We start from the raw sequence: 19,156 nt of genomic DNA on the forward strand, positions 1-19,156 counted from the left end.
TGGGCGAAACGTTTCAGGATGAGAAACTTATAACGATGAAAGGCAGTAACCAAACCCGCTGGACGATTGCCATTGTGGTCGTCGTCGCAGCCATCGCCGCATTCTGGTTCTGGCAGAACCGCAGTGAGCCGCAGGGCACAACGCCTGGCGCAACCGGTCCGAGCAAGCCCGCCGCACAAACGGGGCGGCGTGGCATGCGCTCAGGTCCGTTAGCCCCCGTACAGGCGGCGACCGCCACTGAACAGGCCGTGCCCCGTTATCTCAGCGGGCTCGGTACGATCACCGCCGCGAATACCGTCACCGTACGCAGCCGCGTTGATGGTCAACTGTTAGCGCTACACTTCCAGGAAGGCCAACAGGTGAAAGCCGGTGACCTGCTGGCAGAGATTGATCCGAGCCAGTTTAACGTTGCGCTGGCACAGGCCCAGGGACAACTGGCGAAGGACAAAGCCACCCTCGCCAATGCCCGCCGCGACTTAGCCCGCTATCAACAGCTGGTTAAAACCAACCTGGTTTCCCGACAGGAACTCGATGCCCAGCAGGCGCTGGTCAGTGAAACCGAAGGCACAATAAAAGCCGATGAGGCCAGTGTGGCCAGCGCTCAGCTACAGCTTGACTGGAGCCGGATCACCGCGCCGGTAGACGGTCGCGTAGGTCTGAAGCAGGTGGATGTTGGCAACCAGATCGCCAGTGGCGATACCACTGGCATTGTGGTCATCACCCAGACGCACCCCATCGACCTGATCTTCACCCTGCCGGAAAGCGATATCGCCACCGTCACGCGCGCGCAAAAGAACGGCCAGCCGCTCATTGTCGAAGCCTGGGATCGCACCAACTCGCAGAAATTGAGCGAAGGAAAATTACTCAGTCTGGACAATCAGATTGACCCCACGACGGGCACGATTAAAGTAAAAGCGCGGTTTGATAATCAGGACGACACCCTTTTCCCGAACCAGTTTGTCAACGCCCGAATGCTAGTGGACACGGCACAAAACGCGGTGGTCATCCCTACCGCGGCTCTGCAAATAGGCAACGAGGGCCACTTCGTCTGGGTACTGAATGATGAGAATAAAGTCAGTAAGCATCTGGTGAAAGCCGGGATTCAGGACAACCAGAAGGTAGTGATCGACGCCGGTATCTCTGCAGGTGACCGCGTGGTCACTGACGGTATAGACCGTCTGACCGAAGGTGCGAAAGTGGAAGTGGTAGAAGCCCACGATGCTGCCGCGGCCGAGACGAAGGCGACAAGCCGGGATTATGCGAAGAAAGGAGTCCGTTCCTGATGCAGGTTTTACCGCCGGGCAGCACAGGCGGCCCATCGCGCCTGTTTATTCTGCGTCCTGTCGCCACCACGCTGCTGATGGTGGCAATACTTCTCGCCGGGATCATCGGTTATCGCTTCCTACCCGTCTCCGCGTTACCTGAAGTGGACTACCCTACCATACAGGTCGTGACGCTCTACCCCGGCGCCAGTCCGGATGTAATGACCTCGGCGGTGACTGCGCCGCTGGAACGTCAGTTCGGCCAGATGTCCGGGCTGAAACAAATGTCGTCGCAAAGCTCCGGCGGCGCCTCGGTGGTGACGCTCCAGTTCCAGTTGACGCTGCCGCTGGACGTGGCCGAGCAGGAGGTCCAGGCAGCCATTAACGCCGCCACCAATCTGCTGCCGAGCGATCTGCCGAATCCTCCGGTCTACAGCAAAGTTAACCCCGCAGACCCGCCGATCATGACGCTCGCCGTGACCTCTACCGCCATGCCAATGACGCAGGTGGAAGATATGGTTGAGACGCGCGTCGCGCAGAAAATTTCGCAGGTTTCTGGCGTGGGTCTGGTGACGCTCTCCGGCGGACAGCGGCCTGCGGTACGCGTGAAACTCAATGCGCAGGCGATTGCTGCCCTGGGGCTGACCAGCGAAACGGTGCGCACGGCCATCACCAGCGCTAACGTTAACTCAGCCAAGGGAAGTCTCGATGGCCCCAACCGCGCGGTGACGCTCTCCGCTAACGATCAGATGCAATCCGCCGATGAATATCGCCAGCTTATCATCGCTTATCAAAACGGCGCGCCGGTACGCCTGGGCGATGTCGCTACCGTCGAACAGGGAGCTGAAAACAGCTGGCTTGGCGCATGGGCCAACAAAGAGCAGGCAATTGTGATGAATGTGCAGCGTCAGCCTGGCGCGAACATCATTTCCACTGCCGACAGCATTCAACAAATGCTGCCCCAACTCAAAGAGAGCCTGCCGAAATCAGTGAACGTGACGGTGCTTTCCGACCGCACCAGCAATATTCGTGCTTCGGTGAGCGACACCCAGTTCGAATTAATGCTGGCGATTGCGCTGGTCGTCATGATCATCTATCTGTTCCTGCGCAACGTTCCCGCAACCATTATCCCCGGCGTTGCGGTGCCGCTGTCGCTGGTAGGCACGTTTGCGGTGATGGTTTTCCTCGATTTCTCTATCAATAACCTAACGCTCATGGCGCTGACCATCGCCACCGGCTTTGTGGTAGACGACGCGATCGTGGTCATTGAGAACATCTCCCGTTACATCGAAAAAGGCGAAAAACCGCTGGCGGCGGCGCTGAAGGGGGCGGGAGAGATCGGTTTTACCATTATCTCCCTGACCTTCTCGCTGATTGCGGTGCTGATCCCACTGCTGTTTATGGGTGATATCGTCGGACGCCTGTTCCGCGAGTTTGCCGTCACGCTAGCGGTGGCGATCCTGATTTCCGCCGTCGTGTCGCTCACCCTGACGCCAATGATGTGCGCCCGGATGCTCAGCCAGGAGTCGCTGCGTAAGCAAAACCGCTTCTCCCGCGCGTCAGAAAAAATGTTTGAGCGCGTCATCGCCGGATACGGACGCTGGCTGGCAAAAGTGCTTAACCATCCGTGGCTGACGCTCAGCGTCGCGCTTGGCACACTGCTATTAAGCGTAATGCTGTGGGTGTTTATCCCGAAAGGCTTTTTCCCGATACAGGACAACGGCATCATTCAGGGAACCCTGCAAGCCCCGCAGTCCAGCTCATTTGCCAGTATGGCCCAGCGCCAGCAGCAGGTGTCGGAGGTGATCCTCAAAGATCCTGTGGTCGAAAGTCTGACCTCATTTATCGGCGTTGATGGTACCAATCCGTCATTGAACAGCGCGCGTTTGCAAATCAACCTTAAGCCGCTGGACGAGCGTGATGACCGGGTACAGAAGGTGATCGCCCGCCTGCAAGATGCGGTCGCGAGGGTTCCGGGCGTCGACCTGTATCTGCAACCGACGCAGGACCTGACGATTGATACTCAGGTCAGCCGTACCCAGTATCAGTTTACGCTCCAGGCAACCTCGCTGGATGCGCTCAGTAACTGGGTTCCCCCGCTGATAGAAAAATTACAGCAGTTGCCGCAGCTTTCAGACGTCAGCAGCGACTGGCAGGACAAGGGGCTGGTGGCGTATGTGAACGTCGACCGTGATAGTGCAAGTCGACTCGGGATCAGCATGGCGGATGTCGATAACGCGCTGTATAACGCCTTCGGTCAGCGGCTGATTTCAACGATCTATACCCAGGCGAATCAGTACCGCGTGGTACTGGAACATAATACCGAAAACACGCCCGGCCTGGCTGCGCTGGACGCTATCCGCCTCGCCAGCAAAGACGGCGGAATGGTGCCGCTGAGCGCCATCGCCAAAATTGAACAGCGCTTTGCCCCGCTGTCAATTAACCACCTGGATCAGTTCCCGGTGACGACGATTTCATTTAACGTGCCGGACGACTATTCGCTGGGCGATGCGGTACAGGCGATTCTCGACACCGAAAAAACGCTTAACCTCCCGGTCGATATCACCACGCAATTCCAGGGCAGTACCCTCGCCTTCCAGGCGGCATTGGGGAGTACGATCTGGCTGATTGTCGCGGCGGTAGTGGCGATGTATATCGTGCTGGGGGTGCTGTACGAAAGCTTTATTCACCCGATCACCATTCTCTCAACGCTGCCGACAGCGGGTGTCGGCGCACTGCTGGCGCTGATGATAGCCGGCAGTGAACTGGACGTTATTGCCATTATCGGGATTATTTTGCTGATCGGCATCGTGAAGAAGAACGCCATCATGATGATCGACTTTGCCCTTGCCGCCGAGCGCGAACAGGGCATGGCACCGCGCGACGCCATCTTCCAGGCCTGCCTGCTACGTTTTCGCCCGATCCTGATGACCACGCTGGCGGCGCTGTTGGGCGCGCTGCCGCTGATGCTCAGTACTGGCGTGGGTGCGGAACTGCGTCGGCCGCTGGGGATTGGTATGGTTGGCGGGCTGCTGGTCAGTCAGGTGCTGACGCTGTTCACCACGCCAGTGATTTATTTGCTGTTTGACCGCCTGTCGCTGTATATGAAAAACCGCTTCACACATCGGGAAGAGGAGGCGTAAATGAAATTTTTCGCCCTTTTCATCTACCGTCCGGTGGCGACAATCTTAATTTCCCTCGCCATTACGCTCTGCGGCGTACTGGGGTTTCGCCTGCTGCCCGTCGCGCCGTTGCCGCAGGTCGATTTCCCGGTGATCATGGTCAGCGCCTCACTGCCCGGCGCCTCGCCTGAAACGATGGCCTCGTCTGTAGCGACGCCGCTGGAACGCTCACTGGGGCGCATTGCTGGGGTCAGCGAGATGACGTCAAGCAGTTCGCTTGGCAGCACGCGAATCATATTGCAGTTTAATTTTGACCGCGATATCAACGGCGCGGCGCGCGACGTGCAGGCAGCCATTAACGCCGCGCAAAGCCTGCTCCCGAGCGGAATGCCGAGCCGCCCAACGTATCGCAAAGCCAACCCCTCCGATGCGCCGATTATGATTTTGACGCTGACCTCAGATACCTGGTCGCAGGGCGAGTTGTACGATTTTGCTTCTACTCAGTTAGCGCAGACGATTGCACAGATCGATGGCGTCGGGGACGTGGACGTGGGCGGCAGTTCCCTGCCCGCGGTGCGCGTCGGACTTAATCCACAGGCGCTGTTTAATCAGGGCGTCTCGCTGGACGCGGTGCGCACCGCCATCAGCAACGCCAACGTGCGCAAACCGCAGGGGGCGCTGGAAGATACCCACCATCGCTGGCAAATTCAGACCAACGATGAGTTGAAAACGGCGGCAGAATACCAGCCTCTGGTGATCCACTATAACAACGGTGGTGCAGTGCGCCTGGGAGATGTCGCGACCGTCACCGACTCCGTACAGGACGTGCGTAATGCAGGGATGACCAACGCCAAACCGGCTATTTTGCTGATGATCCGTAAACTGCCGGAGGCGAACATCATCCAGACGGTGGACAGCATTCGCGCCAGGTTACCGGAGCTACAGTCTACGATTCCGGCATCGATTGATATGCAAATCGCGCAGGACCGTTCCCCCACCATCCGCGCTTCGCTGGAAGAGGTTGAACAGACGCTGGTCATTTCGGTGGCGCTGGTGATTCTGGTGGTTTTTCTCTTCCTGCGCTCCGGGCGGGCGACGTTAATTCCGGCAGTGGCCGTTCCGGTCTCGCTGATCGGCACCTTTGCGGCGATGTACCTGTGCGGTTTCAGTCTTAACAACCTGTCGCTGATGGCGCTCACCATCGCCACCGGGTTCGTGGTCGATGATGCCATCGTGGTGCTGGAAAATATCTCACGCCACCTCGAAGCAGGAATGAAGCCTCTTCAGGCGGCATTACAGGGTACGCGCGAGGTCGGATTTACCGTGCTCTCAATGAGTCTTTCGCTGGTGGCCGTGTTTTTACCGCTGCTGCTGATGGGAGGCCTGCCGGGTCGACTGCTGCGCGAATTTGCCGTCACGCTGTCAGTGGCGATTGGCATTTCGCTGCTGGTGTCCCTCACCCTCACGCCGATGATGTGCGGCTGGATGCTAAAATCCAGCAAACCCCATCAGCAAAAACGGCTCCGCGGGTTTGGTCGGATGCTGATTGCCCTGCAACAAGGGTACGGCACGTCGCTGAAATGGGTGCTGAACCATACCCGTCTGGTCGGCGTGGTGCTGCTTGGTACCATAGCCCTCAACGTCTGGCTCTATATCTCGATCCCGAAAACCTTCTTCCCGGAACAAGACACCGGCGTTTTGATGGGCGGGATCCAGGCCGACCAGAGCATCTCTTTCCAGGCGATGCGCGGTAAGCTTCAGGACTTCATGAAGATCATTCGCGACGATCCGGCAGTCGACAACGTCACCGGATTTACCGGCGGCTCGCGGGTGAACAGCGGGATGATGTTTATCACTCTGAAGCCTCGTAGTGAACGTCATGAGTCCGCACAGCAAATTATCGATCGTCTCCGCGTGAAATTGTCGAAAGAACCGGGGGCGAACCTGTTTCTGATGGCAGTGCAGGACATCCGTGTCGGCGGCCGTCAGTCCAACGCCAGCTACCAGTACACGCTGCTGTCCGATGATCTGGCCGCACTGCGCGAATGGGAGCCGAAGATTCGTAAGTCGTTGGCATCTCTGCCTCAGTTGGCGGATGTGAACTCCGATCAACAGGATAATGGCGCGGAGATGAACCTGGTCTACGATCGCGAAACCATGTCGCGACTGGGTATTGACGTCCAGGCCGCCAACAGCCTGCTGAACAACGCCTTTGGGCAGCGGCAAATCTCCACCATCTATCAGCCCATGAACCAGTACAAAGTGGTGATGGAGGTCGACCCGCGCTACACCCAGGACATCAGCGCGCTGGAGAAAATGTTTGTCATTAACAGCGAAGGTAAGTCGATTCCACTGTTTTACTTTGCCAAATGGCAACCGGCGAATGCGCCTCTTTCGGTGAATCACCAGGGACTTTCGGCGGCTTCCACCGTCTCGTTCAACCTGCCAACCGGGACATCGCTTTCGCAAGCCAGCGAGGCGATAACGCGGGCGATGACCCAGCTTGGTGTGCCTTCCACGGTACGCGGCAGCTTTGCCGGAACCGCGCAGGTTTTCCAGGAGACAATGAACTCGCAGGTGATCCTGATCATCGCCGCCATTGCTACGGTCTATATCGTACTGGGGATGCTCTATGAAAGTTATGTCCACCCGCTGACGATCCTTTCCACCCTCCCATCGGCGGGGGTAGGCGCGTTACTGGCGCTGGAACTCTTTGCAGCCCCGTTCAGCCTGATAGCCCTCATCGGCATTATGTTGTTAATTGGCATCGTGAAGAAAAATGCCATCATGATGGTCGATTTCGCCCTTGATGCACAAAGAAACGGTGACCTTACGCCGGAGCAAGCTATTTTCCAGGCCTGTCTGCTGCGTTTTCGCCCGATCATGATGACCACGCTGGCGGCGCTGTTTGGCGCACTGCCTTTAGTGCTCTCCGGAGGCGATGGATCTGAACTGCGTCAGCCGCTGGGGATAACGATTGTGGGCGGTCTGGTCGTGAGCCAACTTTTGACGCTGTACACAACGCCAGTGGTGTATCTCTTTTTCGATCGCCTACGACTGCGTTTTTCGCGTAATAAGAGTAAACCGATAACAGAGCTATGACAGAACTTCCCAACAGCACCCGCTGGCAACTGTGGATTGTGGCATTCGGCTTCTTTATGCAGTCGCTGGATACCACTATCGTGAATACCGCGCTTCCCTCGATGGCAACGAGCCTCGGGGAAAGCCCGTTGCACATGCATATGGTGATTGTCTCGTATGTGCTTACCGTGGCGGTGATGCTGCCCGCCAGTGGCTGGCTGGCAGACAGAGTCGGCGTGCGCAATATCTTCTTTACCGCCATTGTGCTGTTCACGCTGGGTTCGCTGTTTTGCGCGTGGTCGAGCACGCTGAACGAACTGGTCATGGCGCGCGTGTTGCAGGGCGTTGGCGGCGCGATGATGGTCCCGGTCGGCAGGTTGACGGTGATGAAAATTGTGCCGCGCGAACAGTATATGGCGGCGATGACCTTTGTGACCCTGCCCGGTCAGGTAGGGCCGCTGCTCGGTCCGGCACTCGGCGGGATCCTGGTGGAATATGCATCCTGGCACTGGATTTTCCTGATCAACCTGCCGGTGGGGATTGTCGGTGCCATCGCCACGCTAATGCTGATGCCCAATTACACCATGCAAACCCGGCGCTTTGATCTCACGGGCTTCTTTCTGTTAGCGCTGGGTATGGCGGTGTTGACCATCGCACTGGACGGCAGCAAAGGGATGGGCATTTCGCAATTCGCACTGGGCGCGCTGGTGGTCTGCGGTATCGCGGCGATTTTGTTTTATCTAAAGCATGCGAAAAATAATCCCCGCGCCCTGTTCAGTCTCAATCTGTTTAATACCCGAACCTTCTCGTTGGGCCTGTTCGGCAGCTTCGCTGGACGCGTCGGCAGTGGCATGTTGCCCTTTATGACTCCCGTCTTTTTGCAGATTGGCCTCGGCTTCTCACCGTTTCACGCCGGTCTGATGATGATTCCCATGGTGCTCGGCAGCATGGGCATGAAGCGAATTGTTGTGCAGGTAGTCAACCGTTTTGGCTATCGCCGGGTGCTGGTGACCACCACTCTTGGGCTGGCTGTCGTCACGCTGCTGTTTATGACGACTGCCCTGCTGGGATGGTATTACGTGCTGCCGCTCGTGCTATTGGTACAGGGCATGATCAACTCAACCCGTTTCTCGTCGATGAATACGCTGACCCTGAAAGACCTTCCGGATGATTTAGCCAGTAGCGGCAACAGTTTGTTGTCGATGATTATGCAGCTTTCGATGAGTATCGGCGTGACCGTCGCCGGACTGCTGTTGGGGATGTTTGGCCAGCAGCATATCGCGGTCGATAGCGGCGCAACGCACTCGGTCTTTATGTACACCTGGCTCTGCATGGCCGTGATTATTGCGCTGCCTGCCGCGATCTTTGCCCGCGTGCCTGAGGGTACGCACAAAAATGTCGTCATTGCGCGGCGCAAAAGGAGAACCCGATGAAGCTCTGGCGGCCCGGTATCACCGGCAAACTGTTTCTGGCGATTTTCGCGACCTGCATCGTCCTGCTCATCAGTATGCATTGGGCGGTACGGGTGAGTTTCGAACGCGGATTTATTGATTATATCAAGCATGGCAACGAGCAGCGCTTAACCATGCTCGGCGATGCATTGGGCGAGCAGTACGCCCTCCACGGTAACTGGCATTTCTTACGCAATAATGACCGCTTCGTGTTCCAGATACTGCGTTCGTTCGAGCACGATAAGGACGATGACAAACCCGGTCCCGGTATGCCACCCCATGGCTGGCGCACCCAGTTCTGGGTGGTCGATCAGAATGCCACGGTACTGGTCGGCCCACGCGGTCCGATTCCTCATGCCGGCACGCGCCGTCCGATTCGGGTTAAGGGTGAAGAGGTGGGTGCGGTTATCGCCTCGCCAGTGGAGCGTCTCACACGCAACACTGATATCAACTTTGATAAACAGCAGCGGCGAACCAGCTGGCTGATTGTCGCCCTCTCCACGCTGCTGGCCGCACTGGCCACCTTCACCCTGGCCCGTGGGCTTTTGGCCCCCGTCAAACGGCTGGTTGAAGGCACACATAAGCTGGCGGCGGGCGATTTCTCGACCCGCGTTGCCGCCACCAGCGAGGATGAGTTAGGGAAACTGGCCCAGGACTTTAACCAACTCGCCAGTACGCTGGAAAAGAACCAGCAGATGCGCCGCGACTTTATGGCCGATATTTCTCATGAACTGCGGACGCCGCTCGCCGTATTGCGCGGTGAACTGGAGGCGATTCAGGACGGCGTGCGTCAATTCACGCCCGAGTCGGTAGCGTCCTTACAGGCTGAGGTGGGTACGTTGACGAAGCTGGTGGATGACCTCCATCAGCTTTCAATGTCCGACGAAGGCGCGCTGGCGTACCAGAAAACCGCCGTGGATTTAATCCCGCTGCTGGAAGTCGCGGCGGGGGCATTTCGCGAGCGCTTTGCCAGTCGTGGCCTGACGATACAGCTTTCCCTGCCGGACAGCATTACCGTCTTTGGCGACCGTGACCGTCTGATGCAGTTGTTCAACAATTTGCTGGAAAATAGCCTGCGCTACACGGACAGCGGCGGCGGTTTGCAAATATCCGCCGGCCTGCACGATAAACGGGTATGGGTGACCTTCGCCGACTCTGCGCCGGGCGTCAGCGACGATCAATTGCAAAAACTGTTTGCGCGCTTTTATCGCGCTGAAGGCTCGCGCAATCGCGCCAGCGGGGGTTCCGGGTTGGGGCTGGCGATTTGTGTCAACATCGTCGATGCACATAACGGGCATATACAGGCGGCCCACTCGCCTTTTGGCGGGGTTAGCATTACAGTAGACTTACCGCTGGAACGGGATTTACAGAGAGAGATATGACTGAATTACCCATTGATGAAAACACCCCGCGTATTTTGATCGTGGAAGATGAACCCAAGCTGGGACAGTTACTTATCGACTATCTACGCGCCGCGAGCTTTGCCCCTTCGCTTATCAGCCATGGTGATCAGGTTCTGCCGTATGTGCGACAGAGCCCGCCGGATCTCATCCTGCTGGATCTAATGCTGCCCGGCACAGACGGCCTGACGCTGTGTCGCGAAATCCGTCGTTTCTCTGACGTTCCTGTCGTGATGGTGACGGCGAAAATTGAAGAGATCGACAGACTGCTGGGACTGGAAATTGGTGCAGATGATTACATCTGCAAACCCTACAGCCCGCGTGAAGTGGTCGCCCGCGTAAAAACTATTTTGCGCCGCTGCAAGCCGCAGCGTGAACTCCAGCAGATCGATGCAGAAAGCCCGCTGATTGTCGATGAAGGTCGCTTTCAAGCCTCCTGGCGTGGCAAACTTCTCGACCTGACGCCCGCAGAATTTCGTTTGCTCAAAACCCTGTCACACGAACCCGGTAAAGTGTTCTCCCGCGAACAGTTGTTGAATCATCTCTACGATGATTATCGCGTGGTCACAGACCGGACTATCGACAGCCATATCAAGAACCTGCGTCGCAAACTGGAAGCGCTAGACGAAGAACAGTCGTTTATCCGCGCGGTATACGGCGTCGGCTATCGCTGGGAAGCCGACGCATGCCGGATCGCCTGATGGCGCTTCGCTTATCAGGCCTACGGTTTGTGCTGTAGGCCATTCGGCGATTTTCTTTACCTCCTCGCCCCGCAGCGCTACAATGCCCGCCCTTAAAGTGAGGACTCTCCTCTAACCGCTTCATCAGGTGAAGCGGATCTGACCTGTCATCAGAACGAGAAAATTATGTTTAAACCGGAACTCCTTTCCCCGGCGGGAACGCTGAAAAATATGCGTTACGCGTTCGCCTATGGCGCAGATGCCGTTTATGCGGGCCAACCGCGTTATTCACTGCGCGTGCGAAATAACGAATTCAACCACGAAAATCTCCAGCTCGGTATTAATGAAGCTCATGCGCTGGGGAAAAAATTCTATGTGGTTGTTAATATTGCCCCGCACAACGCGAAGCTGAAAACCTTTATCCGCGACCTCAAACCGGTGGTGGAAATGGGTCCGGATGCCCTGATCATGTCTGACCCGGGGCTGATTATGCTGGTCCGTGAACACTTCCCACAGATGGCGATTCACCTTTCCGTACAGGCTAACGCCGTCAACTGGGCAACGGTGAAGTTCTGGCAATCCATGGGGCTGACACGCGTGATCCTCTCCCGCGAACTGTCTCTGGAAGAAATCGAAGAGATCCGCCAACAGGTGCCGGAAATGGAGATTGAAATCTTCGTTCACGGTGCGCTGTGCATGGCCTACTCTGGCCGCTGCCTGCTTTCTGGCTATATTAACAAGCGCGATCCGAACCAGGGCACCTGCACCAACGCCTGTCGCTGGGAGTACAACGTACAGGAAGGCAAAGAGGATGTGGTCGGCAATATCGTTCACAAATATGAGCCAATTCCGGTACAGAACGTTGAGCCGACGCTGGGTATCGGCGCGCCTACCGATAAAGTGTTTATGATTGAAGAGGCGCAACGTCCGGGCGAGTACATGACCGCCTTCGAAGACGAGCACGGCACCTACATCATGAACTCGAAAGATCTGCGCGCTGTCGCCCATGTTGAACGTCTGACACAAATGGGCGTCCATTCGCTGAAAATCGAAGGCCGCACCAAATCTTATTACTATTGCGCCCGCACCGCGCGGGTTTACCGCAAAGCCATTGACGATGCCGCCGCGGGCAAGCCGTTTAATCCCGAGCTGCTGGAAACGCTGGAAGGACTGGCGCATCGTGGCTACACCGAGGGTTTCCTGCGTCGCCATACCCATGACGACTACCAGAACTACGAATACGGTTTCTCGGTTTCCGAGCGTCAGCAGTTTGTCGGTGAATTTACCGGTGAGCGTAACGGCGATCTGGCAGCGGTGCTGGTGAAAAACAAATTCTCCGTTGGCGATAGCCTTGAAATGATGACCCCGCAGGGCAACATCAATTTCACGCTTGAGCACATGGAGAACGCCAGGGGAGAAGCGATGCCGGTTGCGCCGGGCGATGGTTACACCGTCTGGATCCCGGTTCCGCAGGATGTGGCTCTGGATTATGCGCTGCTCATGCGCAATTTTTCCGGGGAATCGACGCGGAATCCGCACGGTAAATAGTTAATCACGGTTATTTTTTCACGCCAGGATGATTCTTAGAAATCGATCACATACCGCTTCGTTCTTTACGGGTATTATCCATTTCGCTGAAAAACATAACCCATAAATGCTAGCTGTACCAGGAACCACCTCCTTAGCCTGCGTAATCTCCCTTACGCAGGCTTATTTTTTTGTCGTCCTCTCATCCCCGTGACTATTTTCAGCCTGTTCTGACCCCTCTCCCGCGTTTCTGCTATACACTTTTCTACAGCGATTCAACAACGATAAGGCAGTAAAGGAATGACGACGTTTCCCGCCAGTTTGCTCATTTTAAACGGTAAAAGTGCAGACAACTCACTGCTTCGGGAAGCCATTGGGCTGCTTCGCGACGAAGGCGTTACCCTTCACGTTCGCGTCACCTGGGAAAAAGGTGATGCCGAGCGCTACGTCGCAGAAGCGCGTGCGCTGGGCGTTGAAACGGTGATAGCCGGTGGCGGAGACGGCACAATCAACGAAGTGTCGACGGCATTAACTCAGTGTCAGGGTAACGACATTCCCGCCATGGGCATTCTGCCACTGGGTACCGCAAACGACTTCGCGACCAGCATTGGGATCCCTGAGCAACTGGACAAAGCGCTGAAGCTGGCGATTGCCGGAAATGCCGTAGCGATTGATATCGCCCGGGTCAACGACAACACCTGTTTTATCAATATGGCGACTGGCGGTTTTGGTACCCGTATTACCACTGAGACGCCGGAAAAACTCAAAGCCGCTTTGGGCGGCGTGTCGTATATCATTCACGGCCTGATGCGCATGGATACGCTCAAGCCTGATCGCTGTGAGATTCGGGGGGAGAATTTTCACTGGCAAGGCGACGCGCTAATAATTGGTATTGGTAATGGCCGCCAGGCCGGTGGCGGGCAACAACTGTGCCCAGAGGCCTTAATCAATGATGGTCTGCTGCAACTGCGAATTTTCACCGGCGATGAGATTCTTCCCGCGCTCTTTTCCACCCTCAAGCCCCAGGAAGAAAACCCGAATATCATCGACGGGTCATCCGCCTGGTTTGATATTCGGGCACCGCATGACATTACCTTCAATCTGGACGGTGAACCGCTGAGCGGACAGGAATTTCATATTGAAATCTTGCCCGCCGCGTTGCGTTGTCGTCTCCCGCCCGATTGCCCGTTACTGCGTTAATCCATCAGGCAATCGTAATTTTGCTGTCCAGATAGACATCCTGCACGGCGTTGATCAGCTTCACGCCGTCAGCCATTGATTTCTTGAATGCTTTTCGACCGAGGATCAGCCCCATGCCGCCTGCGCGCTTATTGATAACCGCCGTGCGCACCGCGTCAGCAAGGTCCGTCTCACCGCCTGCGGCACCGCCAGAGTTTATCAACCCTGCGCGTCCCATATAGCAGTTCGCCAGTTGATAACGCACCAGGTCGATCGGGTTGTCACTGGTCAGTTTGTTATAGACGCGATCGTCGGTGTAGCCATAATTAACGGCCTTATAACCGCCATTATTTTCCGCCATTTTCTGTTTTACGATATCCGCGCCAATCGTTGCTGCCAGATGGTTCGCCTGACCGGTTAAATCGGCAGAAACGTGATAGTCCACGCCCTCTTTTTTAAATGCTGAATTGCGCAGATACGCCCACAGCACGGTGACCATCCCTAACTCGTGCGCGCGTTCGAAGGCGGCAGAAATCTCCTCAATCTGTCGACGTGACTCTTCTGAGCCAAAGTAGATCGTTGCCCCCACCGCAACCGCGCCAAGATTAAACGCCTGCTCCACGCTGGCATACAGCGTCTGGTCATAGGTATTCGGGTAACTCAGGGTTTCGTTATGATTGAGCTTCACCAGAAACGGAATGCGATGCGCATAGCGGCGGGATACCGATGCCAGCACGCCATAGGTCGAGGCCACACAGTTACACCCGGCTTCAATAGCAAGTTCAACAATGTTTTTTGGGTCGAAGTAGAGCGGATTAGCGGCAAACGAGGCGCCAGCCGAGTGCTCTACGCCCTGGTCAACGGGTAAAATGGACAGATAGCCCGTCCCCGCCAGGCGTCCGGTGTTATAGAGTGTCTGCATGTTACGCAGCACCGCTGGCGGACGGTTGTTATCCACCATTACCCGATCGACGTAATCGTGTCCTGGCAGATAAAGCTGGTCAGATGGAATGGTCATACAACGATGCTGTAAAAGGCTGTCGGCGTCTTTGCCGAGTACCTGCGCAATATCAGTCATAACTATGCTCCCGTCAGTTCCGAGTAGATATCGGATATGAATAGTCCTGACCCGCCGAATGCGGGCAGCCATAAGTCTGGTAGTGACCGGAGAATTTTTCCAACCAAAGCGTCGTTTTCAGGGATTTCTGCTGGCACGATTCACTGGTTAAAAAGTGTTATGGCACTCAAAGTTTCACATCAAAGGTATTTAAAAGGTATTACTTAATGGTATTGTCATGACGTACCTTACCTGTCATGAAGGATTTTAAGATGAAAACTACAGTGAAGCTGTCGTTCATGATGTTCGTTGAGTGGTTTATCTGGGGAGCCTGGTTCGTTCCGCTGTGGCTCTGGCTGAGTAAAAGCGGTTTTACCGCCGGGGAAATCGGCTGGTCTTATGCCTGTACCGCCATCGCCGCGATCCTCTCTCCTATCCTGGTCGGTTCGATCACCGACCGCTTCTTTTCGGCGCAAAAAGTGCTGGCAGTGTTGATGTTCGCCGGAGCAGTGCTCATGTACTTTGCCGCCATGCAGACTACCTTTGGCGGATTCTTCCCACTGCTACTGGCTTATTCGCTCACTTATATGCCAACGATTGCGCTTACCAACAGCATCGCGTTTGCTAACGTGCCTGACGTGGAGCGCGACTTCCCGCGAATCCGCGTAATGGGCACAATTGGCTGGATCGCCTCTGGTCTTGCCTGCGGATTTTTACCGCAGTGGCTGGGCTATAGCGATATTTCGCCGACCAATATTCCGCTGTTAATAACCGCCGCCAGCTCCGCACTGCTGGGCGTATTTGCATTTTTCCTGCCGGATACCCCACCAAAAAGCACCGGTAAGATGGACTTCAAAGTCATGCTCGGCCTGGATGCGCTGATTCTGCTGCGGGATAAAAATTTCCTCGTCTTTTTCGTCTGTTCGTTCCTGTTCGCAATGCCGCTGGCGTTCTATTACATCTTCGCTAACGGATATCTGACAGAAGTCGGAATGAAAAACGCCACCGGCTGGATGACGCTCGGCCAGTTCTCAGAAATCTTCTTTATGCTGGCGTTGCCGTTTTTTACCAAACGTTTTGGTATCAAAAAGGTATTGCTACTTGGTCTTATCACTGCAGCTATTCGCTACGGGTTTTTCATCTACGGCGGAGCGGAAGAATACTTCACTTACGCCCTGCTGTTCCTCGGTATTTTGCTGCACGGCGTGAGCTATGACTTCTATTACGTCACGGCCTATATCTATGTCGATAAAAAAGCACCCGTTCATATGCGTACCGCCGCTCAGGGGCTCATCACTCTCTGCTGTCAGGGATTTGGCAGCTTGCTGGGCTATCGCCTCGGTGGAGTGATGATGGAAAAAATGTTTGCCTATAAAGAGCCGGTTAACGGCCTCACCTTCAACTGGGCAGGCATGTGGACATTCGGGGCGGTAATGATCGCCGTGATTGCCGTACTGTTTATGATTTTCTTTCGCGAATCCGACAAAGAAATCTCTGCGATTAACGTGAAAGATCGCGATAATGCGTTGACACAAGGGGAAGTTAAATGAAAGCAGAACGTATTCTCGGTGCCCTTTATGGGCAGGCGTTAGGGGATGCGATGGGTATGCCGTCAGAATTGTGGCCCAGGACCCGCGTCAAAGCACACTTTGGCTGGATTGACCGCTTTCTGCCTGGCCCGGAGGAGAATAACGCGGCGTGCTATTTTAACCGCGCTGAGTTTACCGATGACACGTCAATGGCGCTGTGCCTTGCTGATGCGCTGCTGGCCCGCGACGGCGAGATTGACCCGGATCTGATTGGCCGAAATATCCTCGACTGGGCGTTGCGCTTTGACGCTTTCAACAAGAATGTGCTCGGCCCGACCTCAAAAATCGCGCTCAACGCCATTCGCGATGGGGTTCCGGTTGTGGATCTGGAGAATAACGGCGTGACCAACGGCGCGGCGATGCGTGCTTCGCCATTAGGCTGCCTGTTACCGGCCTACGATCTCGACGCCTTCATTGATGACGTTGCGTTAGCCTCCAGTCCGACGCATAAATCAGACCTCGCCATCGCCGGGGCGGTGGTAGTGGCATGGGCGATCTCGCGCGCCATAGACGGTGACCGCTGGGCAGATATTGTTGAATCGCTGCCCGCCATTGCGCTTTATGCCCAACGTAAGCGGATCACTACCTTCAGCGCCTCACTCTCTGCACGTCTGGAGATGGCACTAAAGATTGTGCGTGATGCCGACGGCGCGGAGTCCACCAGCGAAATGCTTTATCAGGTTGTTGGCGCTGGAACCAGCACGCTGGAGTCGGTGGCCTGCGCCATTGCCATGGTGGAACTGGCAGAAACGGACCCCAACCGCTGCGCGATTTTATGCGCTAATCTCGGGGGCGATACTGATACCATCGGGGCGATGGCAACGGCAATCTGTGGCGCACTGCAAGGTGTCGGCGCGATCAACCCGCAGTGGAAGCAGGAGCTGGATGCGGTTAATCAGCTCGACTTCAATCACTACGCCAGCGAACTCGCACGCCTGAGACAGCGACGGGAGGCCCCATGAACGCATCTCGCTTATCCGAACTGCTTCCCACGTTAGCCACCCATCAGCCACTCACCGTGGTGGGCGCGGCAGTAATTGACGTGATTGCTGACGCATACGCCCTGCCCTGGCGCGGCTGTGACATTGAGCTGAAGCAGCAGGGTGTTAACGTCGGCGGCTGTGCCCTTAATATTGCCGTGGCGCTTAAGCGTCTGGGGATAGAAGCCAGCAATGCCCTGCCGCTTGGGCAAGGCGTGTGGGCTGAGATCGTGCGTAATCAGATGGCGAAAGAGGGACTGCACAGCCTGATCGACCACGCAGAAGGCGATAACGGCTGGTGTCTGGCGCTGGTAGAGCCGGACGGCGAACGAACGTTTATGTCGTTCAGCGGAGTGGAAAATCAGTGGACTGCCGGGTGGCTGGCGCGGTTAACCATTCCACGTGGCGGCCTGGTTTATTTCTCTGGCTATCAGCTTGCATCGCCGTGCGGCGAACTCCTGGTAAACTGGCTGGAGGGGCTGGAAGAAATCACGCCGTTTATCGACTTTGGCCCGCGTATTGGCGACATTCCGATGACGTTGATGACCCGTATTATGGCCCGTCGTCCACTGGTCTCGCTCAATCGCCAGGAGGCTGAGATCGCCGCCGAACGGTTTAACTTCAGTCAGGAGATAAACATTTTTGGCGCGGAGTGGCTGCAAAAATTTGCCGCTCCGGTGGTGGTTCGCCACGACAAGGATGGCGCATGGTACTTCAGCGAGCAGGGAACCGGCTATGTACCAGCCTTCCCGACAACCGTCGTCGATACCATTGGCGCAGGCGACAGCCACGCGGGGGGCATGCTGGCGGGGCTCTCTTCCGGCTGGTCGCTCGCTGATTCCGTACTGCTTGGTAACGCGGTTGCCTCGTGGGTCGTCAGCCATCGTGGCGGCAACTGCGCGCCGTATCGTGAGGAACTACTCCTCGCACACAAAGACGTATAGATCGCTTCGGCAATAGCTGATGCTGTACTCAATTGGCCGCTGCTGTTGATCGAGCGCCACCTGCTTGATCACCAGCACCGGTACTTTGCTGTCCATCTGGATATGCGACTGAAATTCTGCATCAGGCATTTTGGCGCTCACGCGGGAGCGGGTTCGCTGCGGATGAATGTGCTGACTGCGAAAATAGTCATATAGCGAGATCCCAATCTCATCGGCATCATGGATCAGATGGGCCGGAACCCAGGACTCTTCAATCGACACCGCATCGTCATCCACATAACGGATACGTTTGAGTAAAAAGACCTCACTGCCTGCCTCTACGGACAGCTGTTGAGCCACGTCATCCGGGCATTTCACCACCCGCTTGTTAACCCAAAGGGTATCTGGCTTTTTACCCCGCAGAACAACCTGCTGAGAAAAACCTCGCGCCTCTTTCAGGGAGTACTCAAAGATATTATTGATTTGAGTACCGTAGCCACGCGAGCGGGTCACCACCCCCTCTTCTTCCAGCGCCTGCATCGCCTTTCGCACCGTAATGCGCGAGACGCCTGTCAACTGACTAAGGTCACGCTCACCGGGTAAGATATTACCATGTGCAAGCTTTCCGCTACGCACAGCGTCCTTCACCGTCTCGGCAAATCTAATATAAAGCGGCGTATTATCCTTCGCGGCAATACGCTCGTTGAGCTGCGCAATAAGTTGGGTATGCGCTTGTTCCATGTACGTTTTCCTGACAGCAAGACTCCTGTCAGTATATACGCTACCACCCTGCGAGGAAATGGTGGGCGGCGGCGAAATCAGGTTCAATCTGCTATCCCGACTGTACGCCGTTCGTATTCTGCGCCGCCATGGGGGCTTATGCTCGCTCCCGGTAAACAAATGTC

Annotated in this window: 13 protein-coding genes; 11 read left to right on the plus strand and 2 right to left on the minus strand. The window is 56.0% G+C overall.

Annotated elements, in window-relative coordinates; all coding sequences use genetic code 11:
* Nucleotides 1-35: 35 nt before the first annotated feature.
* From HVY19_RS12860 to yegS, 8 genes are all read left to right on the plus strand, one after another.
* A complete protein-coding gene (locus tag HVY19_RS12860) occupies nucleotides 36-1,283 on the plus strand; it encodes an MdtA/MuxA family multidrug efflux RND transporter periplasmic adaptor subunit (protein ID WP_181680967.1) in 1,248 nt (415 codons plus the stop codon).
* Complete coding sequence (mdtB, locus tag HVY19_RS12865) at nucleotides 1,283-4,405, plus strand: multidrug efflux RND transporter permease subunit MdtB (protein ID WP_181680968.1); 3,123 nt, start codon at nucleotides 1,283-1,285, stop codon at nucleotides 4,403-4,405. The genes HVY19_RS12860 and mdtB overlap by 1 nt, the downstream gene beginning before the upstream one ends.
* On the plus strand, nucleotides 4,406-7,486 hold the full coding sequence (gene mdtC / locus HVY19_RS12870) for a multidrug efflux RND transporter permease subunit MdtC (protein WP_181680969.1): 3,081 nt from the start codon (nucleotides 4,406-4,408) through the stop codon (nucleotides 7,484-7,486).
* A complete protein-coding gene (locus HVY19_RS12875; RefSeq protein ID WP_181680970.1) occupies nucleotides 7,483-8,898 on the plus strand; it encodes an MFS transporter in 1,416 nt (471 codons plus the stop codon). The genes mdtC and HVY19_RS12875 overlap by 4 nt, the downstream gene beginning before the upstream one ends.
* On the plus strand, nucleotides 8,895-10,298 hold the full coding sequence (gene baeS / locus HVY19_RS12880; RefSeq protein ID WP_181680971.1) for a two-component system sensor histidine kinase BaeS: 1,404 nt from the start codon (nucleotides 8,895-8,897) through the stop codon (nucleotides 10,296-10,298). The genes HVY19_RS12875 and baeS overlap by 4 nt, the downstream gene beginning before the upstream one ends.
* Nucleotides 10,295-11,017 (plus strand): two-component system response regulator BaeR, encoded by a 723-nt coding sequence (gene baeR, locus HVY19_RS12885; RefSeq protein WP_181680972.1) that lies wholly within the window; start codon nucleotides 10,295-10,297, stop codon nucleotides 11,015-11,017. Before baeS ends, baeR begins: the two co-directional genes overlap by 4 nt.
* Nucleotides 11,018-11,182: 165 nt before the next feature.
* Nucleotides 11,183-12,544, plus strand: a complete 1,362-nt coding sequence (yegQ, locus tag HVY19_RS12890; protein ID WP_181680973.1) for a tRNA 5-hydroxyuridine modification protein YegQ — start codon at nucleotides 11,183-11,185, stop codon at nucleotides 12,542-12,544.
* 279 nt (nucleotides 12,545-12,823) lie between these two features.
* Nucleotides 12,824-13,723 (plus strand): lipid kinase YegS, encoded by a 900-nt coding sequence (gene yegS, locus HVY19_RS12895; protein WP_181680974.1) that lies wholly within the window; start codon nucleotides 12,824-12,826, stop codon nucleotides 13,721-13,723.
* Between the two features lie 4 nt (nucleotides 13,724-13,727).
* Here yegS and fbaB read toward each other — a convergent pair whose 3' ends face one another.
* A complete protein-coding gene (gene fbaB / locus HVY19_RS12900; protein ID WP_181680975.1) occupies nucleotides 13,728-14,780 on the minus strand; it encodes a class I fructose-bisphosphate aldolase in 1,053 nt (350 codons plus the stop codon).
* A 251-nt stretch (nucleotides 14,781-15,031) separates the two neighbouring features.
* Between fbaB and HVY19_RS12905 the strand changes: the two genes are divergently transcribed.
* Genes HVY19_RS12905 through HVY19_RS12915 form a run of 3 tightly spaced genes read left to right on the plus strand, consistent with a single transcriptional unit; the run spans nucleotide 15,032 to nucleotide 18,272 of the window.
* Nucleotides 15,032-16,309 (plus strand): nucleoside permease, encoded by a 1,278-nt coding sequence (locus HVY19_RS12905; protein WP_181680976.1) that lies wholly within the window; start codon nucleotides 15,032-15,034, stop codon nucleotides 16,307-16,309.
* Nucleotides 16,306-17,310 (plus strand): ADP-ribosylglycohydrolase family protein, encoded by a 1,005-nt coding sequence (locus HVY19_RS12910; protein ID WP_181680977.1) that lies wholly within the window; start codon nucleotides 16,306-16,308, stop codon nucleotides 17,308-17,310. Before HVY19_RS12905 ends, HVY19_RS12910 begins: the two co-directional genes overlap by 4 nt.
* The gene (locus tag HVY19_RS12915; protein ID WP_181680978.1) at nucleotides 17,307-18,272 is read left to right on the plus strand and encodes a PfkB family carbohydrate kinase; all 966 of its coding nucleotides are present in this window, start codon (nucleotides 17,307-17,309) and stop codon (nucleotides 18,270-18,272) included. Before HVY19_RS12910 ends, HVY19_RS12915 begins: the two co-directional genes overlap by 4 nt.
* Here the strand turns inward: HVY19_RS12915 and HVY19_RS12920 are convergent.
* Nucleotides 18,246-18,992, minus strand: a complete 747-nt coding sequence (locus HVY19_RS12920) for a GntR family transcriptional regulator (RefSeq protein ID WP_181680979.1) — start codon at nucleotides 18,990-18,992, stop codon at nucleotides 18,246-18,248. The two genes, HVY19_RS12915 and HVY19_RS12920, sit on opposite strands and share 27 nt — an antisense overlap.
* Nucleotides 18,993-19,156: the final 164 nt, after the last annotated feature.

This window comes from Citrobacter sp. RHB25-C09 (genome assembly GCF_013836145.1).
GTDB lineage: Bacteria > Pseudomonadota > Gammaproteobacteria > Enterobacterales > Enterobacteriaceae > Citrobacter_A.